We start from the raw sequence: 21981 nt of genomic DNA, 5'->3' as shown, positions 1-21981 counted from the left end.
AAAAATACTTGAGAGTAAAAATAAAAAAGAACAAATATTAATTAATAAGTTAAAATATAATTTATTATTTTTATATTTTAATAAAATATTTTAAATTACAAAATGTGATAGTTAGTTTTAATTAATCTTTAAAAAATATTATAATAATTTAATAAAATTTAAATATAATATCAATTTAGTACTATAAAGCTATATTTACACTTAGAGTGACTTAAATTTATTTGTTAGAAAGTATTATATTTTATATATAATTGATAATAAATTCTTTATCATTATAAATTCATAAAATGTTTTTTGTGATTATTGAATTTATCTAAGCCTATATTTAAATTATAAATTTCTTGTAATAATTCATCATTTAAAATATTTTTACCACTTTTTAATATTTTTCTATCATGTAAAATTATAGTATTAAAATCTATTGTATTGAATGGATTATGAGTGCTAAAAAATATACATTTATCAAGCTTTTTAAATATTTCTAAAAGCAAATATTCTTTTGATAAATCTAAAAATGCCATAGGCTCATCAAAAATTAAAATTTCGCAATCTTTTGCTAAAGCACTTGCGATTAAACTTATTTTTTGCTCTCCACCTGAAATTGCATTAAAAGGTTTGTTTAATAAGTGTGTTATATTTAGCATACTAGCAATTTGCTCTACTACTAAATCATCAGATTTAGTATTTTTATGAAAATATTTTCCTTCAGCAAATGCAAAAAAACTAATGATTTCTTTAACGCTAAAATCAAAATAAATTGAAGTATTTTGTGGGATAAATGCGATTTTGCTTGCTCTTTCTTTAATACTTAAATCTTTTAAATTTAAGGAGTTAAATTCTATTAATCCTAAGTACGCTAATTGTTGCATAATGCACTTAAAAAGCGTGCTTTTACCAGCTCCGTTTAAGCCTAATAAAATATTAATTTTATTATCAAGCTTAAAACTAATATCATCTAAAATAATTTTATCTTTTATTTTATAGCTTAAATTTTTAACTTCTAGCATAAAAATCCTTTCTATAAAATAAAACAAAAATTAAAGGTAAAGCTATGATTGAGCTAAGAACTCCGAGTGGAATTTCACTTGCACTTAGACTTCTTGCAAAATTATCAATTATTATTAGATAAATAGCACCAAAACTAATGCTTAAAGGCATTAATCTATTAAAATTACTTCCCACAAGCATTCTTGCAACCTGAGGCAAAATGACACCAACCCAAGCAATAATTCCACTTAAACTAACACTTATTGCACATAAAATCGCACAAAAAACTATAAGAATAATCCTATCAAATCTAGCATTAACTCCAAAACTAGCAGCTAGAGTATCATCAAGTGATAAGACATTTAATCTATTTTTATAAAGTAATAAAATAAAAAGGCTTATTAAATAAAATGGCAAAATATAAATTATTTTTTCTAAACTTACTCCACTTAAAGTGCCAAGTAGCCAAAATACAATTTGTGGTAATTTTTCAAATGGGTCAGCTAAAAATTTTAAAAGTGCTATTAAAGATTGAAAAAATGCAGATACCAAAACTCCAGCTAAAATTAAAGAATTATGATTATTTTTAGCTAAAAATAAACTCGCAAGAACGCTAATTAAGGCAAAAATAATAGAAATAAAACTTATAAAAAAGCTACTTAATCCTAATAAAATCGCTATACTTGCACCAAAACCAGCACCACTTGAAAGCCCTAGTGTATAAGGACTTGCAAGGGTGTTTTTAAATAAAGCTTGAAAAATAGCCCCACTAAGGCTAAGTGCAATTCCAACTAAAATAGCAGCACTAATTCTAATAGCTCTTAAAACAAAAATAGAATAATCAAGGCTACTTGTATCGATTAATTTAGAATAATCAATTTTGTAATTACCAATATTAAGTGATATAAATATTAAAATTAAAAGCGTTAAAAAACTTAAAACGTTAATATTCAAAATCTTTTTCATTAAAATCTATTCCATAAAATCTTTTATAAAATTCTTTAGCTCTTTTTAAAACATAATCTTTGCTAACTAAATTTGGATAAAACTTATAAGCTAACCAAAGTTCTCCTAAAGCAAATGAATCAGTGCTTGGATTTCCCCAAGGCTTAGTCCAGTATGGAGCTAGAATGATTTTATTATCTTTATAAGCTTTTAGGTTTTTATATTGCGCACTTTGCTTTATTTCATCATAAACATTTTTATATCTATCTTGAACTATTATAACGTCAGGATTAAGACTAGCTAACATTTCATAAGTGTATGGCTTGTAGCCTTGAATTAATTTAGCTGCTACATTTATTGCACCTGCATTTAGCAATTGAACGCCCACATATTTATCATTTCCGTAAGTTTTATAACCTTCATTTGCTACAAAAACTTTAATTCTATCTTCATCTTTAATAGCATTTAAATGACTTTTTACATAAGATCTACTTTCTTTTATAAAATCAGCTATTTCTTTTGCAACTTTTTCTTTACCACTTAAAGTGCTAAGAATTTCTAAAGCTTCGTAAAGTCCATCGGTATATGCTTTATTTGCATCTTTTAAAATAGGATTTTGAGCTTCTTTTTGTAATCCTTCACTTCTTAATGATATTACAGCAGTTTTTATACCTAAATTATTTAGTTGAATTAACTGCTCTTTATTTGCTTGAGATGCAGCTATTACAATATCAGGTTTTAATTTTGCAATTTCTTCAATATTATAAGTTACTAAATCTCCAACTTTAGGTAAATTATCAATGTTTTTAACAATTGTTTTTATATATTCTCCTAAATCTTTTACTATGTTTTTTTCAGTTGCAACTACTAAATCAAGTGCTTTTAACTGGGCTAAAATATCAAATGAATGATGTTGCATAACAACCATTTTTTTAACAGGGACTACAATGCTTACAGGATTATTTGCTTGGTCAATAAATTCATAAACCTTAGCGTTTAAGCTAATAATAAATGCGATTAGTAGCCAAAATTTTTTCATTATTTATCCTTTTATATAATTTTTTATATAAAAGGATAGTTTTATATTATTAATATTTATAAATTTAAAATATATTTTTTTATATAAATATTATTTTCTTGATATTTTTAGGTAAATATAATATATTATTCCAGTTCCTAAAGCTCCTATTACATAAGAATTATCAAAAATAAATTTTAAACTAGGCACAAATTTGCTTAATATAACTATAAAGGTAGATATTACAAAAATTATTACAGCAGGGATATTTACACCTTTAAAATATTCATAAATTCCACCTTCTAGTCTATATAAATCCACTAAATCAATTTTAGTTTTATGCTCAAATAAATATGAAGTAATATAAAGTCCAGTAATAGGACCAAGTAAGCTTCCTAAAATCGCACAAACATTGAAAATCAAGCCATTTGGATCTTCTAAACTTTTCCAAGGTTGAGTTAGCAATGCTAAAGTTGCAGCTAAAATAACAGCTTTTTTATAATCTAATTTTTTTGAAAAAATTGTTGAAAATACTAATGATGGTGGGACTAAATTAGCCGCTACATTTGTTGTAATAGTAGCTAAAATTATAAAAATAGAGAAAAATATAACCACAAAAGGATTTTCAAATTTAGAAACTAAAATCGCAGGTTCCCAAATGGCTTCACCAAATTGCATATATGAAGCTGAAGTGCCACAAATACCTACAAATACGATAAATGCAGTCATTATTGGAGCACCTAATAGTTGTCCTATAAATTGTGATTTTTGATTTACACAGTGTCTTGTATAATCAGGCATATTTAAAGCTATTGTTCCATCAAAAGCAATCATAGCAGAAAGTGCAGGGAAAAATACAAGCCAAAAATTATCCCCATTACCTTGCACTACAGGTTGGTTTAAAATAGTAATTATGCTGTAATCAGCAAGATTTAAAGCCCAAATAATTACTATAAAACTTAGAATTATTAAAGCAGGAGCGCTATATTCTTCTAATTTTTTAATAGCTGTTGAGCCTGATGCAGCTATATATAAATTTATAGCCCAAAATATTAAAAACGAAATAAAAAATCCACTAAAGCCTAAGTCATTCCAGCCTGAAAATATAGCTGCTATTATAGCATTTACAGCTTGACCACCTATCCATGATTGTATGCCAAACCAAAAACAACCTAAAAATGCTCTAATAATAGTAGGTATAAGGCTACCACGAATACCAAAAACTATTTTTGACATCATAGGAAATGTTAAGCCATATTTTGTTCCAAAATGTCCTGTAATAACTGCTGGAATCATTACTAAAGTATGTCCTAAAACAATTGTAATTAATGCTTGATACCAACTCATTCCAGATACGATTAGCCCACTTGCTAACATATAAACAGCAATTGATACCATTATGCCTATCCAAAGACTTCCTACACTCCAAGTGCTCCAATCTCTTTCACTTACTTTTATGGGTTTTGTAGAATTAGAATATGTATTAGGATATTCATTAATTTTGCTAACGCCTTTTTCACTTAAATCTATTAAGCCATTAATGTTGTTTTGAAAATTCATATCAACTCCTTTTTTTTGTTTATTATAAGCTTTTATGAATAATATTATAATTACTATCAATTTATTGTAAATTTATTCAGAGTTATAAATAGGCTTAATATAGTTGAATTTTAGTATGTATTTTACAAAATCATTTAAATTAGTATTTAATAATTTATTTAAATTATTGTATGTCATTAGAAATTTATAGGGCTTGTATTTAAATATTTTAAAATCTTTAAGAAATTTAGATTTTTTAGTAGGTTGAGTTTAGTTATTAAATTTATTTTCTAATATAAAATTACTAGCATTCATAGCAAATACAACACAAGCTATGCTAGCAGCTCCACTAAGCCTTGCTTCTCCAAACATAGAACTAACTTCTCCTATAGCAAACATATTATTCTTAGCTGTATTAGTATCTATATCAACTACTCTTGCAAATATATCTGATTTAACCCCACCTAAAGTATAGTTTAAATAAACATCTACATTAGCCAAATAAAACATAGGCTTATTAATTGCTTTAATAGAAATATTATTAAGATTTTTACCAAATTTATCAATCCTATTACTAAAATAGCTATTGTATTCATCAACACAATTAATTAATCTTTTATCAATTTCTTCTAAAGAATAGTATTTGTAAAATATACTTGTATCATTTATATAATTTATTCCGTGATTATCTAGGAGTAATTTAACTAATTTATTATTTTTAATTTCATTTAAAATCGCTATTGCTAAATCTTGCCTTGAGCTATCTTCTCTAACAAATCTTTTAAAATCAGAATTAATTAAAATTCCATATTTAAAAATATCCATAGGCAAAACAAAAGCAAATCTCATTAGACTTAATTGGGTTGGGATTGCTCCATTTTTTAATAAAATCTTTAAAGAATTTGAATTGTTCTTAGACATAGTTTTAGCATAATAAGCTAGTGGATAATGAATTTTTATAAATTCTTTATCGTTTGCAAATCCACCAGTGCAAAAAGCTATATTTTTAACCTTAATTTTTATGATTTCATCTTTATGTAAAATACTTGCAATACCATTATCAAAATCAATTAATTTAGCCTTAGTTAATATATTTACATTTTTACTAAGCAATCTGTTGATTAATGGATTTATCACACTTTCTTTAGCATTTTTTAAAGGGTGTAATTCTCTAGGAACTGAATGATTTAAGCTATTTAATATAGCTAATTCAAATTCAACCCCAAAACTTTTTAAAAGTTGAGTAGCTTGTGCTGATTTTTCACTAAGCTCTTTTAATAAAGTAAAATCAGCATAATTAGTTGAATAAGAAATCAAATCATCATAAAATTTATCATCTTTTATATTTGCTAGTTGTTGAAAAGATGAATTACTAGCAGCAAAATTTAAATAACTCTTAGCTCCGCCTAATTCATCATCTTGCTCAATTAATAAAATATCTTGTTTAACCAATAAATTCGCCAATGTTAAACCACTAATACCACTACCTACAATTAAACAAAACAACTCATTCATAAGCAATCCTAATATAAAAATTAGCTCCAATTTTTCTAGTTTTTAAAAATACATCAGCATTTAACTCGCTATTTAAAATATTTTTTATCATAAAAAGCCCAAGCCCTGAACCATTTTTTGTGCTAAAATAAGGTTTAAAAATTTCTTCTTCTAAATCCTTTTTAACCCCTATTCCATTATCTTTTATACTAATATAAATATTATTTTTATAAGCATAAAGATTAATTATAATATAAGGATTTTTTATATTAACTAAAGCATCTTTTGCATTTGTAATGAGATTAATTATTGCATGAGCTAAACTATTTTTATATGAATTTATTTTTAAATTCTTATCAAGTCTTAAAGTAGTATTAATTGCATTCCTTGTAAGGCTTGCATTACAAATCGTTAAAGAATTTAAAATAGCTTCATAAACATAAAAAGAGCTTTTTTCTTGCTTTGTCTTATAAAAATCATAAAATTCATCAATAGTTTTTGACATATAATTTAAAATAGGATTTATCTCTTTTAATTTTTGATGAAACTTATCATCAATTTTTTGTTTTTCTAAACTAATCTCAAGATAACTAGAAATTGCACCTAAAGTTGCTAATGGCTGTCTATATTCATGAGCTATACAAGCTATCATTTCACCTAATGCAGCTAATTTTGATTGATGGTTTAGCAATTGTTCCTTTTGTGTATTTTCATCTAATTTAGCCTTAATGATTTCAACTTGATTTTTTACTTCTTCTTGTAAATTTGCATTTAATTTTCTTAGTTTTTCTTCAGTTTTTAATAATTTATTAATTAAAAATCCTAAAACAAAATATACCCCAATAAAAGCAAAAAATACCAAAATCACACTAATTATAAAAGCCTTTTTTATTATATGTAAATGAGTTTTATAATCTTTTGTAATATCTTTTTTAATCAATATTAAAAATCTATCATTTAAAATAATTTCATTACTTAAATAATATTTATCATCTAACTTAATTATATCTTCATCATTTTTTAAAAGTTTAGTTTTATTTTGCCAATCAAATTCATTATAAAAATACTCGTTTTCATACTTTAAAGCAGCTAAAAAATCATCTTGAATTTTTAAATTATCTAATAATTTTTTTGCACTTATTGTGTAAGTAATCGCATAATTTTCATTTATTTTTAAATTAATTAAATAAACTGGTTCGGTATTTAATCTAAGTAAAATATCTGTTTGATTATTAAAATCATATTGGCAATTTAATTTTATTTTATCTTTTTCTATGCAAATATTTTCTTTTAAAATAAATAATTTAATATCCTTTAAATATGCCTCATTTGAGCTTAGATTTAAAAATAATTTATTTAATTTGTTTAGCTTTTCATCATTTTTTAAATAATCTAAATTAGAACTAAATTCATAACTAATACTAAGCGTATTGTTTAATAAATTATTTAAAAAATCATTATAAAAATAAATAAACCTATCATTAAAACTATTTTTGTTTTGAAATAAATAATTTTTATGCCAAGAAATATATAAAAAATTCAAAATAAAACATAAAAAAATAATCAAAGTTAAAACAAATATAAAAGCTTTTTTGCGAATGCTTATATTAAGTAATTTTGATATAGTATCCACGAGAATTTGCATTATGAATTATACCTTTATCGCCTAATTTCTTTCTAAGATTTTTAATGAGTGATTTAATAGCATCAGAACTTACATCATAATCATTATATACATAATCGCAAATCTTATAAATATCTACAATGTTAGGACTACTTTTTAACAAAATTTCAAGCAATAAAAATTCTTTTTTGCTAAGCTTAATAATCTCATCATTTACTAATAACTCATTTAAATCAATATCTAAATATATATTATTGCTTAATTTAATTTTATTATTAATACTTTTTATAGCCTTTTTTAAAGCATCTTCAAGTTTAATCCTATCAAAAGGTTTTATTAAATACTTGCAAATATTAAGCTCAACTGCACTTAATAAAGTTTGTTTATCGCTTAAAGCTGTAATCATAATAGCAGGAATTTTATTATCAGAATTTCTTATATTTTCTAATAAATTTAAACCATCAAGTTTTGGCATAGAAATATCAAGTAATAATATATCAGGCTTTTTAGCCAAATATATATCTAAAGCACTTAAGCCATCTTTAGCATAAAGCACATTAAAATCAAGTAGTTCTAGCAAATCAATAACTTGACTTGCTAGATTTAAATCATCTTCTGCATATAAAATTGTGTATTTTTTCATTTTTTATCTAATTTACCCCTTAAACCATCATGACCTACATGGGTATGACAACTTACACATTTTAATTCATTTGCGTAATCTAAATATCTTTTATGCATTGTATTTTGCATTTCATTTTTAGAATTAATTTTAGTAATATCTTGATGACATTTTAAGCATCCACTATCATAAACATAATCTTTTTTATGATTGAGTTTTTCATACCAATCTATCTTTTCATCAGCTCCAATAGCAGTGATACTAAATTCTTTAATGCCATTATAAGCTTTTGTGCTTAGATAATTTACTATATTATCATGTGGCAAATGACAATCTACACAATTTGCCTTTATACCTAGATTATTATTACCACTATGAACATCTTTAATATAAGCTTCCTTCATCGGTTGCATTACATGACAACTTGCACAAAATTTATCATCTCCAGTCATTTGTATAGCTTTATGAGATAAAAATACAAAAATTAAAGTTAAAACCACAATAGATGAAACAAAAATAATAGTTTTTTTCATTTTATCTCCCTCATCCAAGTTTTAGTATTATGGCAAGTATTACACATATTAAATGATGGCTTATGCTCATTATGACAGGTGTAACAATTTAAATTCGCATTATCATGAATACTATTATGCGGGTTTTTACCTTTTAAAAAATCAAGCCTTTTTGCTAATTTCTCTTTACTTCCATGACAACTTAGACATGAATTAGAATCAAGTGCTTTATAATCTTTTTCATTTGCTTCTTTATGACAATCTGTGCATTTTAATTTCACTTCAATATGGTGTGGCTTGATTACAAATTCATTGCCTAATGCAAAAATACTTAATATCAAAATCATTAATAATTTTTGCATTTATACTCCTTTTAAAATATCTTTCGCACAAGCAATTCCTGAAGTCATACAATCAGGAATAGAACAACTAGTAAGCCTTGATTGTCCATGAACACCACCAGTTGCCTCACCAATCGCATAAAGCCCTTTAATTGGCTCATAGTTACTAATATTTAAAACTCTCATATTTATATCAGCATAAACACCACCTGGAGTATAACTAAGACCTGGTGCAGCTGTCATTGCATAAAAAGGTGCTTTGCTCATACTAGAATTTTTAATCTTACTTAAATCTTTTTTGAACTCATCTTTATTATTTGAAATGCCTGTTTCATAATCTTGCATTGTCTTTGATAAATCATTTTCATTAAGCTTAAAATTATTAGCTAAATCACTTAGGCTATCAAATTTCTTCATTTTCCCTGCAGTAATAAAACTTTGCATTCTATTAGGGTCGTGCGAATTAGCAAATCCTGTGCTATCAAAAATAATTATTGGATAAATTGTTGTGTTAATCTTTTCCATATGAGCTAAGATTTTATTTGATAAACCTTGTCTATCCCCATCTTCATTTAAAAATCTTTTAGCATTGCAATCAACCATAATCCCATAAATTAAATCTTCTGTAGGAATTCCAAAAGAAAATCTACTAAGTGCTAATTGAGTTGGGATTGCTCCTACCTTTAGCATTTGTTTTAATGCACCAGCAGTCTGACCTAAACTTGAGGGGCTTTTTGCCAACCTTAACCTAGGATTTACTATACTTCTAAACTCAATATCACGGCTAAATCCACCTGTTGCAAAAACTACCGCAAGCCTTGCTTTATAGTGCTTTTTATCTCCACTTAAATTCTCTCTATCATCATTTGCTAGATTTCTATTAAATCTATAATTTTCTCTAACGCTTACGCCAATTATTTTGCCACTTTCATCTTGAATGATTTCATCGCATTTAGTTTCGTTTTTAATCTTTCCATTATGTTTTATAAAAAATTCATTTAAAGTGCTAATACAAGCACCGCCACCGCCAATAGTCTCAACACTTCTAGCAACACTATGACCACCTAAAAACTTAAGCTTATCAGCATATTTAACCCCACAACTTTTAGCAAATTCATATGCTTCATTTGAATTTCTTATAATTCTTAAAGAATGTTCTAAATGATTATATCCAGCTCCAGCTTTATTTAAATCATTTAAAAATAATTCTTCGCTATCTTTTATGCCAGCTTTAATTTGTAAATCTGAATTAAGAACAGCAAAATCTTGTTGAGATAAAGCAGAATTACCACCAATTCTATCCATCTTTTCAATCATTAAAACATCAATTTTATTCTTTACTAAATAAGCAGCACAAATATGAGCACTCACACCACTTCCGATTATAATAACATCAGCTATTTCATCAAATTTTATGTCTTTTCCTAAATTATCATTAGCGTTTAAAATACCAGGAACTGCAACGCTAGTTCCCACAATAGTTTTAATAAAATTTCTTCTATTTAGCATAAAATCCCCTTTTTTAAAATTAAACAATTCTAAAAAAATAATTGGGCAAAAAAGTGGCAGAATTTAAAAAAGATTTTATGAAATTCCTATTTTAAATTTCATAGTTTAGAATAATTTAAAACAGGAATTTTATTTTTTAATGGTGGCTATGTTTGTTTTCTTCAGGATATTTATAACCTTTTTTATTTAAATATTCTTGCATAAATTTAATTTCGGCTTCTTGGGCTTTTATAATATCTTCTGCTAGTTTTTTGATATTTTCGTCTTCACCATATTTTAAGACAATTTTTGCCATATCAACAGCACCTTCATGATGTGGTAACATACCTACAACAAATGACAAATCAGGGTCTTTTTCTACTAGACCAGCATTCATTTTTGTGTGCATTTTATTCATGCTTTCATTAAGTTCATTTTGCATAGATAAAAAATCTTCATCATTTAGAGTTTTTGCATTTAAATTTAATGCTAGAAAACTAGCTACTAAGGTTGAAATTAATACTTTCATATATACTCCTAATTTTAAATTTTGTTAATTATAATAATAAAAAGTATCAAAAAAGTGATAGCTTTTTATTTTTTTACTATTTCATTTAAGATATGTTCTTTATAATCTTTAAAATATTTTTCTGCTTGCGGGTCTTTTACTACATCATAACAAGCAAAAGTTTTAAGTGCACTCATACCTAAAAACTCGTGAGTTTTATGAAGATTTAAGCTAACTCCATCAATACCGACACCACCAAAAAATTGCTCTTTATCAGTAAATGCTTCTTCAGGTGCATTCCAAGTCCAAGATAGCATATATTTTTTATTTTGACTAAGCCCACCAGAGCCGTATTTTTTACTAGCATCACTTCTACTTCTTCCATCACTAGCACATAATTTACCAAAAGCAGCTCCAAAAACTTTTGAAAAATATTCCCATACTATCCAAGGTGCATTCATCCAAAATCCTGGAATTTGATAAATTATAATATCAGCTCTTACATATTTTTCTACTTCTTCTAATACATCATATCCATCATCAATTATGGTTTGTTCTACATTAAAACCATTTTCTACTAAAGTATCATACGCAACTTGTTGCAAACTTGCATTCAGTCTTGCACCTGCATTAGCAAAAGCTTTAGCACCATTAACTAATAAAACATTTTTCATAATTTCTCCTTGTTTAAAAATAAAATTAGATTATAATTTTTACTTTATTTTAAGTCAATACGAACAAAATTGTTAGATACTAACCAAAAGGAGAGTAATGAAAAGAAAAAATGATTATAATAAATGTGGAATTTATTATACGCTAAACCTAATTTCAGGAAAATATAAAATGAGTATTTTGTATCTTTTATCAATCAATGAGATTATAAGATACAATGAACTTAAAAGAATGCTTGTTGGAATTTCTTTTAAGAGTTTAACAAAGGCATTAAAAGAATTAGAGCAAGATGATTTAATAATACGCACCGAATATCCGCAAATCCCACCTAAGGTTGAATATAGTCTAAGCAATAAAGGAAAATCATTAATACCAATTCTTAATATGATGTGTAAATGGGGAAGCGATAATAGAGAAATTTAAAATTGTATAAATTTTTTACGTTTTTATATTTTTAGCTTAAAAATAGTTTATTTTAAGTAAAAATTAAGAATAAAATAAATAAAGTCACATTTTTATTTGTGGCTGTTTTCTGTAAGGATTTATTTACAATAATGGAGGGATTTATGAAATTTTTACCTAATGTTGAAACTTTAAAAAGTTTATCTAAAGATTATGATATAGCACCGATTAGTTGCGAGATATTGTCTGATTTTTCTACGCCTATTAATACACTAAGAAAGCTTAAAAATATTTCAAAGCATTGTTATATACTTGAATCAGTTACAAATAATGAAAAATGGGGAAGATATACATTTTTAGGGTATGAGCCAAAACTTGAATTAAATTGTGTTGATGGTATTATTAAAGTTAATGGCGAAAAAATTAGTGAAAATAATCCAAATAAAGTAATTAGAGAAATTTTATCTAAAAATAAAAGTCCAGTTTTTGATTATTTACCTAGTTTTACAGGTGGTTTTGTTGGATATTTTGCGTATGATTATATAAAGTATAATGAGATTGATGTAGATTTTAGCACTTTAGAAGATAATGATGAATTTAAAGATATTGATATTATGTTATTTGATAAGGTAATTGTATATGATAATTTATATCAAAAGATTATTTTAATTGCAAATATAAAATTAGATGATATAAAAAGTAATTACGAAAATGCTAAAAAAGAGTTAAAAAATATAGCAAATATCATCAAAAGCGATAAAAATCAGGATATAGAAAATGGCGAATTGCTTAGTGAATTTAGCCCATATTTTGATGAAAATCAATTTGTAGATATGGTGAATAAGGCAAAAGATTATATAAAAAAAGGTGATATAAAACAGATAGTTTTATCAAATTTATTACAGGCTAAATTTAAAGGAAGTTTGTTAAATACTTATAGAATGTTAAGAAGTATTAATCCTTCACCTTATATGTTTTATTTTAGTGGTACTGATGTTGAATTAGCTGGTGCATCTCCTGAAACTTTACTTAAATTTGAAAACAAAACCCTACATACATTCCCACTGGCAGGTACTAGAAAAAGGGGTGAGAATAAAAATGAAGATGAAAGGCTTGAATACGAGTTACTTCACGATGAAAAAGAATTAGATGAACATAATATGTTAATAGACTTAGGAATTGAAGATTTAAATAAAGTTTGTAAAAAAGATACAGTAAAAGTAAAAAATATAAGAGAAATTGTTAAATATTCGCATGTAATGCATATAAGTTCTTGTGTTTATGGTGAAATTGATGAAAAATATGATGCATTAGATGCTTTACTTGCTATTTTGCCTGCTGGAACATTAATTGGTGCTCCAAAAATTAGAGCTTGTGAGATTATTAACGAGCTTGAAAAAACAAAACGCGGAGTTTATGGTGGTGCTATTGGATATATTAGTTTTACACAAAATATGGATACTTGTATAGCTATAAGATTAGCTTATAAGAAAAATGGTAAAGTTTTTGTAAGAAGTGGTGCCGGAGTAATTGATAAATCAATTCCAAAAAATGAATTTAACGAATGTATAAATAAGGCAAAGGCTGTAGTAACTGCGATAAATTTAGCAAATAGTTTAAATAGTTAATGAAATTTTATTTAATATTATTAATAATTTATAATTAATTTTTAGGAGTTTTTATGAAAAAAATTAAATTAATTTTATTATCTTTTTTTTAGGAGTTTTTATGAAAAAAATTAAATTAATTTTATTATCTTTTTTAGCTTGCGGGTCTTTAGTTGCTAGTGATTTTAAATCAGATATTACTTTTAATGGTTCATCATCACTAGCTCCAGTTATATCTAAAATTTCAAGTGATTTTATAAGTGAGTATCAAACTTGGGATAAGGTAAATTCTAATTTTACAAATACAAAAATAAATATTTATGTATCTTCAGGTGGCTCTGGGACGGGGATAAAAAGTGTTGTTGATAAAGTGAGTGATTTTGGTATGGTAGCAAGAGAAGTAAAGGATAGTGAAAAGGCTAAGATGTCAAAATACCAAGAATTTATCCTAGCTCAAGATGCTTTGACGATATCTTTAAATAAAGATAATCCTTATTTAAATTACTATAAGGACATATCAACACAAACTTTACAAAAAATATTTTCAGGTGAGTATAAATACTGGAGTGATATTGATAAAAGATTAGACAATAAAGAAATAGTAGTTGTGGTAAGAGATTTAGGTGGTGGAGCACATGAAGTTTTTCAAAAAAGTGTTATGAAAGATTTAGAAGTTAAAGAAGATGTGATAATAGCTCCATCAATGGGTGCTTTAGTTAAAAAAATTACTGAAAATAAATATGCTATAGGTTATGCTTCATTTGGAGTTTATAATCAAAATAAGGATAAATTAGAGGCTTTAAATGTTGATGGAATAGAGCCTAGTGTTGAAAATATTTTAAATAATTCTTATTTTATAAAACGCCCTTTACTTGTAATAAAAGATGGAGATTTATCGGAGCAAGAAAAAGCTTTTATTGACTATATATATTCAAAAAAAGGTAAAAAGTCTATATCTGATAATGGATATATACCTGTAAAATAAAGATTTGTTTTGTATAAGGATATATATTTTAAGAGATTTTTAAAATTTGCTACTTTTATTTCTTTTGCCATAGTTTTTTTGATAATTTTGTTTATGGCAAAAGAATCTTTTTTATTTTTTAAAGATTATTCTTTTTTTGATTTTATTTTAGGTGATAAATGGCGACCAAATTATAATAAATTTGGTGCTTTTAATATCATTATCGGGACTTTATATATAGCTTTTTTAGGCGTATTTATAGCTTTACCTATAGGTTTTGGTTTTAGTATATTTTTATGTTTTTTTGTGCCTAAAAAGATTAAAGATTTTTTAAATTTTTTAGTTTTATTTTTAGCATCTATCCCATCCGTTGTTTATGGATTTTTAGGTCTTAGTATTTTAGTAAAAGGTTTTGAAGTTTTAGGTAAAAGTTCTGGAGAGAGTGTTTTAGCTGGTGGGATTATTTTAAGTATTATGGTTTTACCATTTATTATCAATGTAAATACTCAAACTATAGAAATTTTAAAAAATAAATACGAAAAATCATCAAATGCCTTAGGCGTGGATAAATTTTATTTTATACAACGCATAATTATACGAAATTCATTAAAAGGTATTTTTGTTGGCATAATTTTATCTTTAGGAAGAGCTATTGGAGAAACAATGGCTGTTATGATGGTTATAGGCAATGCTCATATTTTTCCAAATTTATTTGGAAAATCAAGCACCATCTCATCAACAATAGCATTAGAAATGGGTATGGTAGAAGTAAATAGCACTCATTATCAAGCTTTATTTGCTATGGGGCTTTTTTTAGTTTTTATGATAATTTGCATAAATATTTTGATTGATTTTTTAAAAAAGAAATTTATATGAATAAATTTTTAATTTTATTGTGGGTTTATTTTAGTGCTTTCTTGATTTTAAGCGTGGCTTTTTTTATGATTGTTTATATATTTTATAAAGGTTATGCCTTTGTAAGTTTTGAATTTTTAACACAAATTCCACAAGGTGATGTTTTTGGAAGTAGTGGTGGTATAGCTCCTGCTATCATTGGTAGTATTTTATCATCGCTTATTGCTATATTAATAGCTGGATTTTTTGGAATTTGTTGTGCTTTATATTTAGTTTTTTATGAAAAAAATATTAAATATAAAACAGTAATTCATTTTTTTATAAGGTGTATTGGGAGTATGCCATCAATTGTAATTGGAATGTTTGGATATGCTATTTTTAGTGTTTATTTTGGTTTTTCAAAATCTATTTTATCAGGTGGCTTAACACTTGCAATAATGATTTTTCCTATGATTTTATTTAAATTTGAAAAAGCTTTTAATGATATATCTAAAGAGATTATTCTATCATCTTATTTACTTGGTGTCAGCAAAATTTATACTATTTTTAAGATTATTTTGCCACAGAATATAAAAAATATAATTTTAACGCTTAGTTTAGCTTTTTCTTATGCTATTAGTTCAACTGCTGCTGTTATGTTTTGTATGGCTGTTATTAATTCTAGGGTTAATTTTAATATTTTTAAGCCATCAATGAGTCTTGCAAATCATATTTATATACTTTCATCGCAAGGTTTTTGTATAGATAATGCTTATGCTACTGCTTTAGTTTTATTAGTTATTGTTCTAATTATTTTATGTTTTAGTTATTTTTTAGGGGCAAAAAATGATAGAAATTAAAAATTTATATGTTAATTTAAATAAAAAAGAAATTTTAAAAAACATTAATATTGATTTTGAAAAAAATAAAATTACTGCAATTATAGGTCAATCAGGTAGTGGTAAAACTACACTTTTAAATACAATAAGCTTAATAAATGAAAATTACAATGGAGAAATATTTTTTGAAAATCAAAATATCAAAACTATAAAAAAAGATATTTTAAGAAAAAATGTAGGAATGCTACTTCAAAATGCAACTCCTTTTCCTATGTCAATTTTACAAAATCTTACATATGCTCCAATTTATCATGGAATAAAAGATAAAAAAGTTTTAAATAATCTAGCGATAAATCTTTTAAAAGAATGTAATCTTTATGATGAGATAAAAGATGAATTAAATAAAAGTGCATTGATTTTAAGTGGTGGTCAAAAGCAAAGATTATGTATTGCAAGAACACTTAGCATAAATCCTAAAGTATTATTACTTGATGAACCTTGTTCAAACCTTGATATTAACAATACAAAAATAATTGAAAAAACACTTTTAAATTTAGTAAAAAATCACACAATTATAATAATTACACACAACCTTTCTCAAGCAAAGCGAATAGCCAATAAAATTGTTTTTATGCAGGATGGAAAAATTATAGAATATGGCGATAAAAATGAACTTTTTAACAATCCTAAAAGTGAAAAACTAAAAGAATATTTAAAAAATATTTAGTTTTATATTTGAATCATAGTAAAACTAAGCAAATTTCGTATGTTTGGCGTATTTTGTGATATAATGAAATTTTATTAAAGGAGGGATAATGATAAAAGAAGCCATTGTAAAAATAGTAAGCAAAGAAGATTTAACTTATGATGAAGCGTATAATGTGATAAATGAAATTATGAGTGGTAATACTACCCAAACTCAAAATGCAGCCTTTTTAGCAGCCCTATCAACTAAAAGCACAAAAGCCGAAACCATACCTGAAATAGCAGGTTGTGCAGCAGCTATGAGAGCACATTCACAAAAAGTAGATTGTGTAAATTTAGAAGTGCTTGATTTAGTTGGAACTGGTGGAGATGGCTCAAATAGTTTTAATATCTCTACTACATCAGCTATCGTAGTAGCTAGTGGTGGCGTAAAAGTAGCAAAACATGGCAACCGTGCAGCCTCATCAAAAAGTGGCACAGCAGATTGTTTTGAAGCACTTGGAGTAAATATCAACCAAAGCCCACAAAAATGTGTAGAATTATTAAATAAAGTTGGACTTTGTTTTATTTTCGCACAAAATTATCACTCATCTATGAAATATGTAGGAACCTTAAGGCGTGAGCTTGGATTTAGAACGGTTTTTAATATCCTTGGACCTTTAACAAATCCAGCAAGCCCATCTATGCAAGTTTTAGGCGTATATGATGAGCATTTATTAATCCCACTTGCAAATGTTTTAATGAGCCTTGGGGTTAAGCGTGGTATGGTTGTGTATGGCAAAGATAAGCTTGATGAGATTTCATTAAGTAGTGAAACTGCTATATGTGAGTTTAAAGACGGCTGGTATAAAAGCTACACCATTAAGCCTGAAGATTTTGGCTTAAAAAGATGTCTTAAAAGTGATATTTTAGGTGGCGACGCTAAAGAAAACGCACAAATTACTAGAAGTATTCTTAGTGGCGAAGAAGGACATAGAAAAAATGTAGTTTTACTTAACGCCGGTGCAGCACTTTATGTAGGTGGCAAAGTCGATACTTTAAAAGACGGTATAAATTTAGCAAATGAACTTATAAAATCTAAAAAAGCCTTAAAAACTTTAGAGGATTTAATAAAAATAAGCAATGAGTAAAAAATGAATATCTTAACTGCAATTTGTGATTATGCGACAATCAGGGTGCAAGAAGCCAAGAAAATAATGGGTTTTGATGAGGTTAAAGAAAAAGCACTAAAGGTTAAAAAAGGAGATTTTAGCTTTTATAATAGTCTTAAAAATACTGATTTTGCCTTTATTTGCGAGTGTAAAAAGGCATCTCCTTCTAAAGGTATCATTGCAAACGAATTTGATTATTTAAAAATTGCAAAAGATTATGAAAGTGCTGGTGCAAATGCAGTGTCAGTTTTAACTGAACCTAAATGGTTTTTAGGAGATAATTTATACCTTGAGCAAATCTCACAAAATATATCTATTCCAACGCTTAGAAAAGATTTTATAATAGATAGCTATATGATTTATGAAGCAAGGCTATTAGGGGCAAGTGCTGTACTACTTATTTGCTCGGTTTTAGATGAAATAAAGCTTAAAGAATACCTTAAAATATGTGATGATTTAGGCATTTGTGCTTTAGTTGAAGCTCACGATGAAGATGAAATCAAAAAAGCCTTAAAGGTTGGTGCAAAAATAATCGGCGTAAATAATAGAAATCTAAAAGATTTTAGTGTAGATACAAACAATAGCCTAAATCTTAGAAAATTAGTCCCAAATGATGTGATTTTTATAGCAGAAAGTGGCATAAAAGACGCAAATGATATAAAAACTCTAGCACTTGGTGGCGTAAACGGAGCTTTGATAGGTGAAAGCTTGATGAAAGCAAATGATAAAGCACAAAAACTTAAAGAATTAAAAGCACTTTTATGAGTAAAGTTAAGATTTGTGGGATAAAAAACCTTGATGAAATAAGGATTATGAATGCTTATAAACCTGATTTTGTAGGTTTTATTTTTGCTAAAAATAGCAAAAGATATATTGATTTTGATACGGCAAAAAGCCTAAAAAATGATTTAGATAAAGATATTTTAAGCGTTGGGGTGTTTTGTGACGCCAAAACAAACGAAATTTGCAAAGCTCTTGATTTTATAGACATTATACAGCTTCACGCAAATGAAGATGATGATTATATAAAAGAACTAAAAAGCCTAACAAGTAAGCCTATCATAAAAGCTTACGGGATAAACGATAAAGCAGACTTAGAAAAAGCTTTAAAATCAAGTGCTGATTATGTTTTGCTTGATTATAAAGTAGCAGGAAGTGGAAAAAGCTTTGATTGGGGGCTTTTGGCTGGATTTAATAGAGAGTATTTTTTAGCAGGTGGGCTAAATTACAGCAATTTATACAAAGCAAAAAAGCTAAACCCTTATGCACTAGATATTAGTTCGGGGGTTGAAATAAATGGCTTTAAAGATGAAAAAATGGTAAAAGATTTTATACAAGGAGTGAGAATGAAAGGTCGTTTTGGGATACACGGCGGACAATATATGCCAGAAACACTTATGAATGCAGTAATTGAGCTAGAAAAAGCTTATGAATTTTATAAAAATGATGAGAATTTCAATCAGGAATTGCAAAATTTATTAAACGATTATGCAAATCGCCCATCAAGGCTATATTATGCAAAATCTATGACAAAGGATTTAGGTGGAGCAAAAATTTATCTTAAAAGAGAAGATTTAAACCACACAGGAGCACATAAGATAAACAATGTTTTAGGTCAAGCGCTTTTAGCTAAAAAGATGGGAAAAACTAGGCTAATAGCTGAAACTGGAGCAGGTCAGCACGGAGTGGCGACTGCAACTGCAGCGGCACTTTTTGGAATGGAGTGTGTAGTTTATATGGGTGAAGAAGATACCATAAGACAAGCGCTAAATGTTTATCGTATGAAATTACTTGGAGCAAAAGTAATAGCTGTTAAAAGTGGCACAGCTACACTAAAAGACGCCGTATCAGCAACGCTAAAAGAATGGGTTAGTAGAATGCATGATACTCATTATTGTCTTGGCTCTGTTATGGGACCACACCCGTTTCCAACTATGGTAAGAGATTTTCAAGCAGTGATTTCTAAAGAGATAAAAGAGCAGATTTTAGAAATTGAAGGCAAGCTACCAAACGCTGTTTTAGCTTGTGTTGGTGGTGGTTCTAATGCTATTGGAAGTTTTTATCATTTTATAGATGATAAAGATGTGGAGCTTATAGGTTGCGAGGCTGCAGGAGATGGGATAAATACCCCTAAAACAGCTGCAACGATAAATGTAGGAAGCGTTGGGATATTTCATGGAATGAAATCGTATTTTTGTCAAGATAAATATGGTCAAATTGCACCTGTTTATTCTATCTCGGCGGGGCTTGATTATCCTGGGGTTGGACCTGAGCATGCGTATTTGCACGATATAAAAAGAGCAAAATATGTTGGCGTTACGGACGCACAAGCTGTGGAGGCGTTTGAGTATTTAACTAAAGTTGAAGGAATTATCCCTGCGATTGAATCAGCACACGCAGTATATCACGCTATGCAAATCGCACCAAAAATGCCAAAAGATAGCATAATTGTAGTTACGCTTTCAGGTAGGGGCGATAAAGATTGTGCTGCTATTGCTAGATATAAAGGAGAAAATATTTATGAATAAGATAAAAAATGCGTTTATGGATAAAAAAGCTTTCATAGGCTTTATAACTTGTGGCGACCCTGATTTAGATACTACTAAAGAAGCGATTAAGGAAATGCAGCTAAATGGGGCAAGTTTAATTGAGCTAGGAATTCCATTTTCAGACCCTACGGCTGAAGGCGAAGTGATTGAAGAAGCAAATGCAAGAGCTTTAGCTAATGGTGTTACAACGGATAAAATCTTTGATATGGTTAAAGAGCTTAGCGTTAATGTGCCGCTTGTTTTTATGACTTATTCTAATGTGGTTTTTTCTTATGGAAGTGATGAATTTTTTAAAAAGTGTAAAGATGTAGGAATTAGTGGGATAATTTTGCCTGATTTGCCTTATGAAGAAAAAGGCGAGTTTTTAGAGTATTCTTTAAAATACGATGTGGCTTTAATATCACTTATCGCACCAACTTCAAATGATAGGATAAAAATGATAGCAAAAGATGCAAGTGGGTTTATATATCTTGTGTCATCTTTAGGAGTTACTGGAGAAAGAGCAAACATAAATACGGATTTAAGCTCCATTGTAAAAGTCATAAAAAAACATTCAAATTTACCTTGTGCTATAGGTTTTGGGATTTCAACACCGACTCAAGCAAAAGAGATTAGTAAAATTGCCGATGGAATAATAGTTGGTTCAGCTATTGTAAAATTATTAGAAAAGCATGGAAAAAACGCTCCTCAATTTATAGGAGAGTATGTTAAAAGTATGGTGGATGCAATATGTTAAGACCTAGCACAAAAGAGCAATTACAAGAGATATTAAAAGATAATAGCATCAATTTAGCTGATATTGATACTAGTTTAATAATTGATATGAGTGGACTTTTTAACGATAGTAAAAGAAAAGATTTTAGTGGGATAAATACTTGGGATACAAGCAGGGTAGCTGATATGAGTATGATGTTTTTTGGTTGTTCGTATTTTAATGAAGAATTAAAATTTGATACAAGTAGTGTTACAAATATGGAATGGATGTTTGCGCATTGTATTAATTTTAATAAACCTTTAAATTTCAATACTAGTAATGTAAAAAATATGCAAGGTATGTTTTTTGAATGCTCTAGTTTAGAACAAATTTTTAGTTTTGATATGAATAATGTTAAAAATGATACTTTAATGTTTTTTGGTAGTAAGGCGAAAAATATTTAATATTTGATCTATTTTTTAAAAC

23 protein-coding genes are annotated in these 21981 nt (G+C 27.1%); 11 read left to right on the top strand and 12 right to left on the bottom strand.

What is annotated here, in order from left to right; translation table 11 throughout:
- Positions 1-272: 272 nt before the first annotated feature.
- From NY022_RS05230 to NY022_RS05175, 12 genes are all read right to left on the bottom strand, one after another.
- Positions 273-1007, bottom strand: a complete 735-nt coding sequence (locus NY022_RS05230) for an ABC transporter ATP-binding protein (RefSeq protein WP_267524150.1) — start codon at positions 1005-1007, stop codon at positions 273-275.
- On the bottom strand, positions 994-1953 hold the full coding sequence (locus NY022_RS05225; RefSeq protein ID WP_267524148.1) for a FecCD family ABC transporter permease: 960 nt from the start codon (positions 1951-1953) through the stop codon (positions 994-996). Before NY022_RS05225 ends, NY022_RS05230 begins: the two co-directional genes overlap by 14 nt.
- On the bottom strand, positions 1931-2971 hold the full coding sequence (locus tag NY022_RS05220; protein ID WP_267524147.1) for an ABC transporter substrate-binding protein: 1041 nt from the start codon (positions 2969-2971) through the stop codon (positions 1931-1933). Before NY022_RS05220 ends, NY022_RS05225 begins: the two co-directional genes overlap by 23 nt.
- Before the next feature lie 90 nt (positions 2972-3061).
- Positions 3062-4510 (bottom strand): NCS1 family nucleobase:cation symporter-1, encoded by a 1449-nt coding sequence (locus tag NY022_RS05215; RefSeq protein ID WP_267524145.1) that lies wholly within the window; start codon positions 4508-4510, stop codon positions 3062-3064.
- 249 nt (positions 4511-4759) lie between these two features.
- Positions 4760-6004: an FAD-binding protein gene (locus NY022_RS05210; protein WP_267524143.1), complete on the bottom strand. Its 1245-nt coding sequence runs from the start codon at positions 6002-6004 to the stop codon at positions 4760-4762.
- Positions 5997-7628: a sensor histidine kinase gene (locus NY022_RS05205; protein WP_267524141.1), complete on the bottom strand. Its 1632-nt coding sequence runs from the start codon at positions 7626-7628 to the stop codon at positions 5997-5999. The genes NY022_RS05210 and NY022_RS05205 overlap by 8 nt, the downstream gene beginning before the upstream one ends.
- Positions 7591-8250 (bottom strand): response regulator transcription factor, encoded by a 660-nt coding sequence (locus NY022_RS05200; protein ID WP_214120636.1) that lies wholly within the window; start codon positions 8248-8250, stop codon positions 7591-7593. The genes NY022_RS05205 and NY022_RS05200 overlap by 38 nt, the downstream gene beginning before the upstream one ends.
- The gene (locus tag NY022_RS05195; protein WP_214115838.1) at positions 8247-8762 is read right to left on the bottom strand and encodes a cytochrome c3 family protein; all 516 of its coding nucleotides are present in this window, start codon (positions 8760-8762) and stop codon (positions 8247-8249) included. The genes NY022_RS05200 and NY022_RS05195 overlap by 4 nt, the downstream gene beginning before the upstream one ends.
- Positions 8759-9103: a cytochrome c3 family protein gene (locus tag NY022_RS05190; RefSeq protein WP_267524137.1), complete on the bottom strand. Its 345-nt coding sequence runs from the start codon at positions 9101-9103 to the stop codon at positions 8759-8761. Before NY022_RS05190 ends, NY022_RS05195 begins: the two co-directional genes overlap by 4 nt.
- Positions 9104-10591: a flavocytochrome c gene (locus NY022_RS05185; protein WP_267524135.1), complete on the bottom strand. Its 1488-nt coding sequence runs from the start codon at positions 10589-10591 to the stop codon at positions 9104-9106.
- Positions 10592-10727: 136 nt separating this feature from the next.
- Positions 10728-11099 carry a DUF305 domain-containing protein gene (locus NY022_RS05180; RefSeq protein ID WP_267524133.1) on the bottom strand — a complete coding sequence of 124 codons (372 nt, stop codon included), beginning with the start codon at positions 11097-11099 and terminating at the stop codon, positions 10728-10730.
- Between the two features lie 65 nt (positions 11100-11164).
- A complete protein-coding gene (locus tag NY022_RS05175) occupies positions 11165-11752 on the bottom strand; it encodes an NAD(P)H-dependent oxidoreductase (protein ID WP_214118156.1) in 588 nt (195 codons plus the stop codon).
- A 97-nt stretch (positions 11753-11849) separates the two neighbouring features.
- Between NY022_RS05175 and NY022_RS05170 the strand changes: the two genes are divergently transcribed.
- The 11 genes from NY022_RS05170 (at position 11850) to NY022_RS05115 (ending at position 21959) form a co-directional block, all read left to right on the top strand.
- A complete protein-coding gene (locus NY022_RS05170; RefSeq protein WP_267524131.1) occupies positions 11850-12173 on the top strand; it encodes a winged helix-turn-helix transcriptional regulator in 324 nt (107 codons plus the stop codon).
- Between the two features lie 143 nt (positions 12174-12316).
- A complete protein-coding gene (locus tag NY022_RS05165; protein WP_267524129.1) occupies positions 12317-13780 on the top strand; it encodes an anthranilate synthase component I family protein in 1464 nt (487 codons plus the stop codon).
- 100 nt (positions 13781-13880) lie between these two features.
- Positions 13881-14744 (top strand): phosphate ABC transporter substrate-binding protein, encoded by an 864-nt coding sequence (locus NY022_RS05160; RefSeq protein WP_267524126.1) that lies wholly within the window; start codon positions 13881-13883, stop codon positions 14742-14744.
- 9 nt (positions 14745-14753) lie between these two features.
- Entirely contained in the window at positions 14754-15599 is an 846-nt protein-coding gene (pstC, locus tag NY022_RS05155) for a phosphate ABC transporter permease subunit PstC (RefSeq protein WP_267524124.1), read from the top strand.
- The gene (locus NY022_RS05150) at positions 15596-16417 is read left to right on the top strand and encodes a PstA family ABC transporter permease (protein WP_267524123.1); all 822 of its coding nucleotides are present in this window, start codon (positions 15596-15598) and stop codon (positions 16415-16417) included. Before pstC ends, NY022_RS05150 begins: the two co-directional genes overlap by 4 nt.
- Positions 16404-17123 carry a phosphate ABC transporter ATP-binding protein gene (locus NY022_RS05145; protein WP_267524122.1) on the top strand — a complete coding sequence of 240 codons (720 nt, stop codon included), beginning with the start codon at positions 16404-16406 and terminating at the stop codon, positions 17121-17123. The genes NY022_RS05150 and NY022_RS05145 overlap by 14 nt, the downstream gene beginning before the upstream one ends.
- 88 nt (positions 17124-17211) lie before the next feature.
- On the top strand, positions 17212-18231 hold the full coding sequence (gene trpD / locus NY022_RS05140) for an anthranilate phosphoribosyltransferase (RefSeq protein WP_267524120.1): 1020 nt from the start codon (positions 17212-17214) through the stop codon (positions 18229-18231).
- A 3-nt stretch (positions 18232-18234) separates the two neighbouring features.
- Positions 18235-19017 (top strand): indole-3-glycerol phosphate synthase TrpC, encoded by a 783-nt coding sequence (trpC, locus tag NY022_RS05135; protein ID WP_267524118.1) that lies wholly within the window; start codon positions 18235-18237, stop codon positions 19015-19017.
- Positions 19014-20780, top strand: a complete 1767-nt coding sequence (gene trpB, locus NY022_RS05125; RefSeq protein WP_420707986.1) for a tryptophan synthase subunit beta — start codon at positions 19014-19016, stop codon at positions 20778-20780. Before trpC ends, trpB begins: the two co-directional genes overlap by 4 nt.
- Positions 20773-21537: a tryptophan synthase subunit alpha gene (gene trpA / locus NY022_RS05120; RefSeq protein ID WP_267524116.1), complete on the top strand. Its 765-nt coding sequence runs from the start codon at positions 20773-20775 to the stop codon at positions 21535-21537. The genes trpB and trpA overlap by 8 nt, the downstream gene beginning before the upstream one ends.
- A complete protein-coding gene (locus NY022_RS05115) occupies positions 21531-21959 on the top strand; it encodes a BspA family leucine-rich repeat surface protein (protein WP_267524114.1) in 429 nt (142 codons plus the stop codon). The genes trpA and NY022_RS05115 overlap by 7 nt, the downstream gene beginning before the upstream one ends.
- Positions 21960-21981: the final 22 nt, after the last annotated feature.

It is taken from the genome of Campylobacter sp. MG1, from assembly GCF_026616895.1.
GTDB lineage: Bacteria > Campylobacterota > Campylobacteria > Campylobacterales > Campylobacteraceae > Campylobacter_E.
Note: the sequence above shows the minus strand (reverse complement) of the source record. Positions and strands in the feature narration are given on the sequence as shown.

Bases quoted from the DNA above. Each gene is read 5' to 3' on its own strand.
- trpC (WP_267524118.1), top strand. From the start codon at position 18,235: ATGAATATCTTAACTGCAATTTGTGATTATGCGACAATCAGGGTGCAA.
- trpA (WP_267524116.1), top strand. From the start codon at position 20,773: ATGAATAAGATAAAAAATGCGTTTATGGATAAAAAAGCTTTCATAGGC.
- NY022_RS05215 (WP_267524145.1), bottom strand. From the start codon at position 4,510: ATGAATTTTCAAAACAACATTAATGGCTTAATAGATTTAAGTGAAAAA.
- NY022_RS05160 (WP_267524126.1), top strand. From the start codon at position 13,881: ATGAAAAAAATTAAATTAATTTTATTATCTTTTTTAGCTTGCGGGTCT.
- trpD (WP_267524120.1), top strand. From the start codon at position 17,212: ATGATAAAAGAAGCCATTGTAAAAATAGTAAGCAAAGAAGATTTAACT.
- NY022_RS05220 (WP_267524147.1), bottom strand. From the start codon at position 2,971: ATGAAAAAATTTTGGCTACTAATCGCATTTATTATTAGCTTAAACGCT.
- NY022_RS05185 (WP_267524135.1), bottom strand. From the start codon at position 10,591: ATGCTAAATAGAAGAAATTTTATTAAAACTATTGTGGGAACTAGCGTT.
- NY022_RS05150 (WP_267524123.1), top strand. From the start codon at position 15,596: ATGAATAAATTTTTAATTTTATTGTGGGTTTATTTTAGTGCTTTCTTG.
- NY022_RS05195 (WP_214115838.1), bottom strand. From the start codon at position 8,762: ATGAAAAAAACTATTATTTTTGTTTCATCTATTGTGGTTTTAACTTTA.
- NY022_RS05145 (WP_267524122.1), top strand. From the start codon at position 16,404: ATGATAGAAATTAAAAATTTATATGTTAATTTAAATAAAAAAGAAATT.
- NY022_RS05205 (WP_267524141.1), bottom strand. From the start codon at position 7,628: ATGCAAATTCTCGTGGATACTATATCAAAATTACTTAATATAAGCATT.
- NY022_RS05210 (WP_267524143.1), bottom strand. From the start codon at position 6,004: ATGAATGAGTTGTTTTGTTTAATTGTAGGTAGTGGTATTAGTGGTTTA.
- NY022_RS05170 (WP_267524131.1), top strand. From the start codon at position 11,850: ATGAAAAGAAAAAATGATTATAATAAATGTGGAATTTATTATACGCTA.
- NY022_RS05230 (WP_267524150.1), bottom strand. From the start codon at position 1,007: ATGCTAGAAGTTAAAAATTTAAGCTATAAAATAAAAGATAAAATTATT.
- NY022_RS05225 (WP_267524148.1), bottom strand. From the start codon at position 1,953: ATGAAAAAGATTTTGAATATTAACGTTTTAAGTTTTTTAACGCTTTTA.
- NY022_RS05115 (WP_267524114.1), top strand. From the start codon at position 21,531: ATGTTAAGACCTAGCACAAAAGAGCAATTACAAGAGATATTAAAAGAT.
- NY022_RS05190 (WP_267524137.1), bottom strand. From the start codon at position 9,103: ATGCAAAAATTATTAATGATTTTGATATTAAGTATTTTTGCATTAGGC.
- trpB (WP_420707986.1), top strand. From the start codon at position 19,014: ATGAGTAAAGTTAAGATTTGTGGGATAAAAAACCTTGATGAAATAAGG.
- NY022_RS05175 (WP_214118156.1), bottom strand. From the start codon at position 11,752: ATGAAAAATGTTTTATTAGTTAATGGTGCTAAAGCTTTTGCTAATGCA.
- NY022_RS05200 (WP_214120636.1), bottom strand. From the start codon at position 8,250: ATGAAAAAATACACAATTTTATATGCAGAAGATGATTTAAATCTAGCA.
- NY022_RS05165 (WP_267524129.1), top strand. From the start codon at position 12,317: ATGAAATTTTTACCTAATGTTGAAACTTTAAAAAGTTTATCTAAAGAT.
- NY022_RS05180 (WP_267524133.1), bottom strand. From the start codon at position 11,099: ATGAAAGTATTAATTTCAACCTTAGTAGCTAGTTTTCTAGCATTAAAT.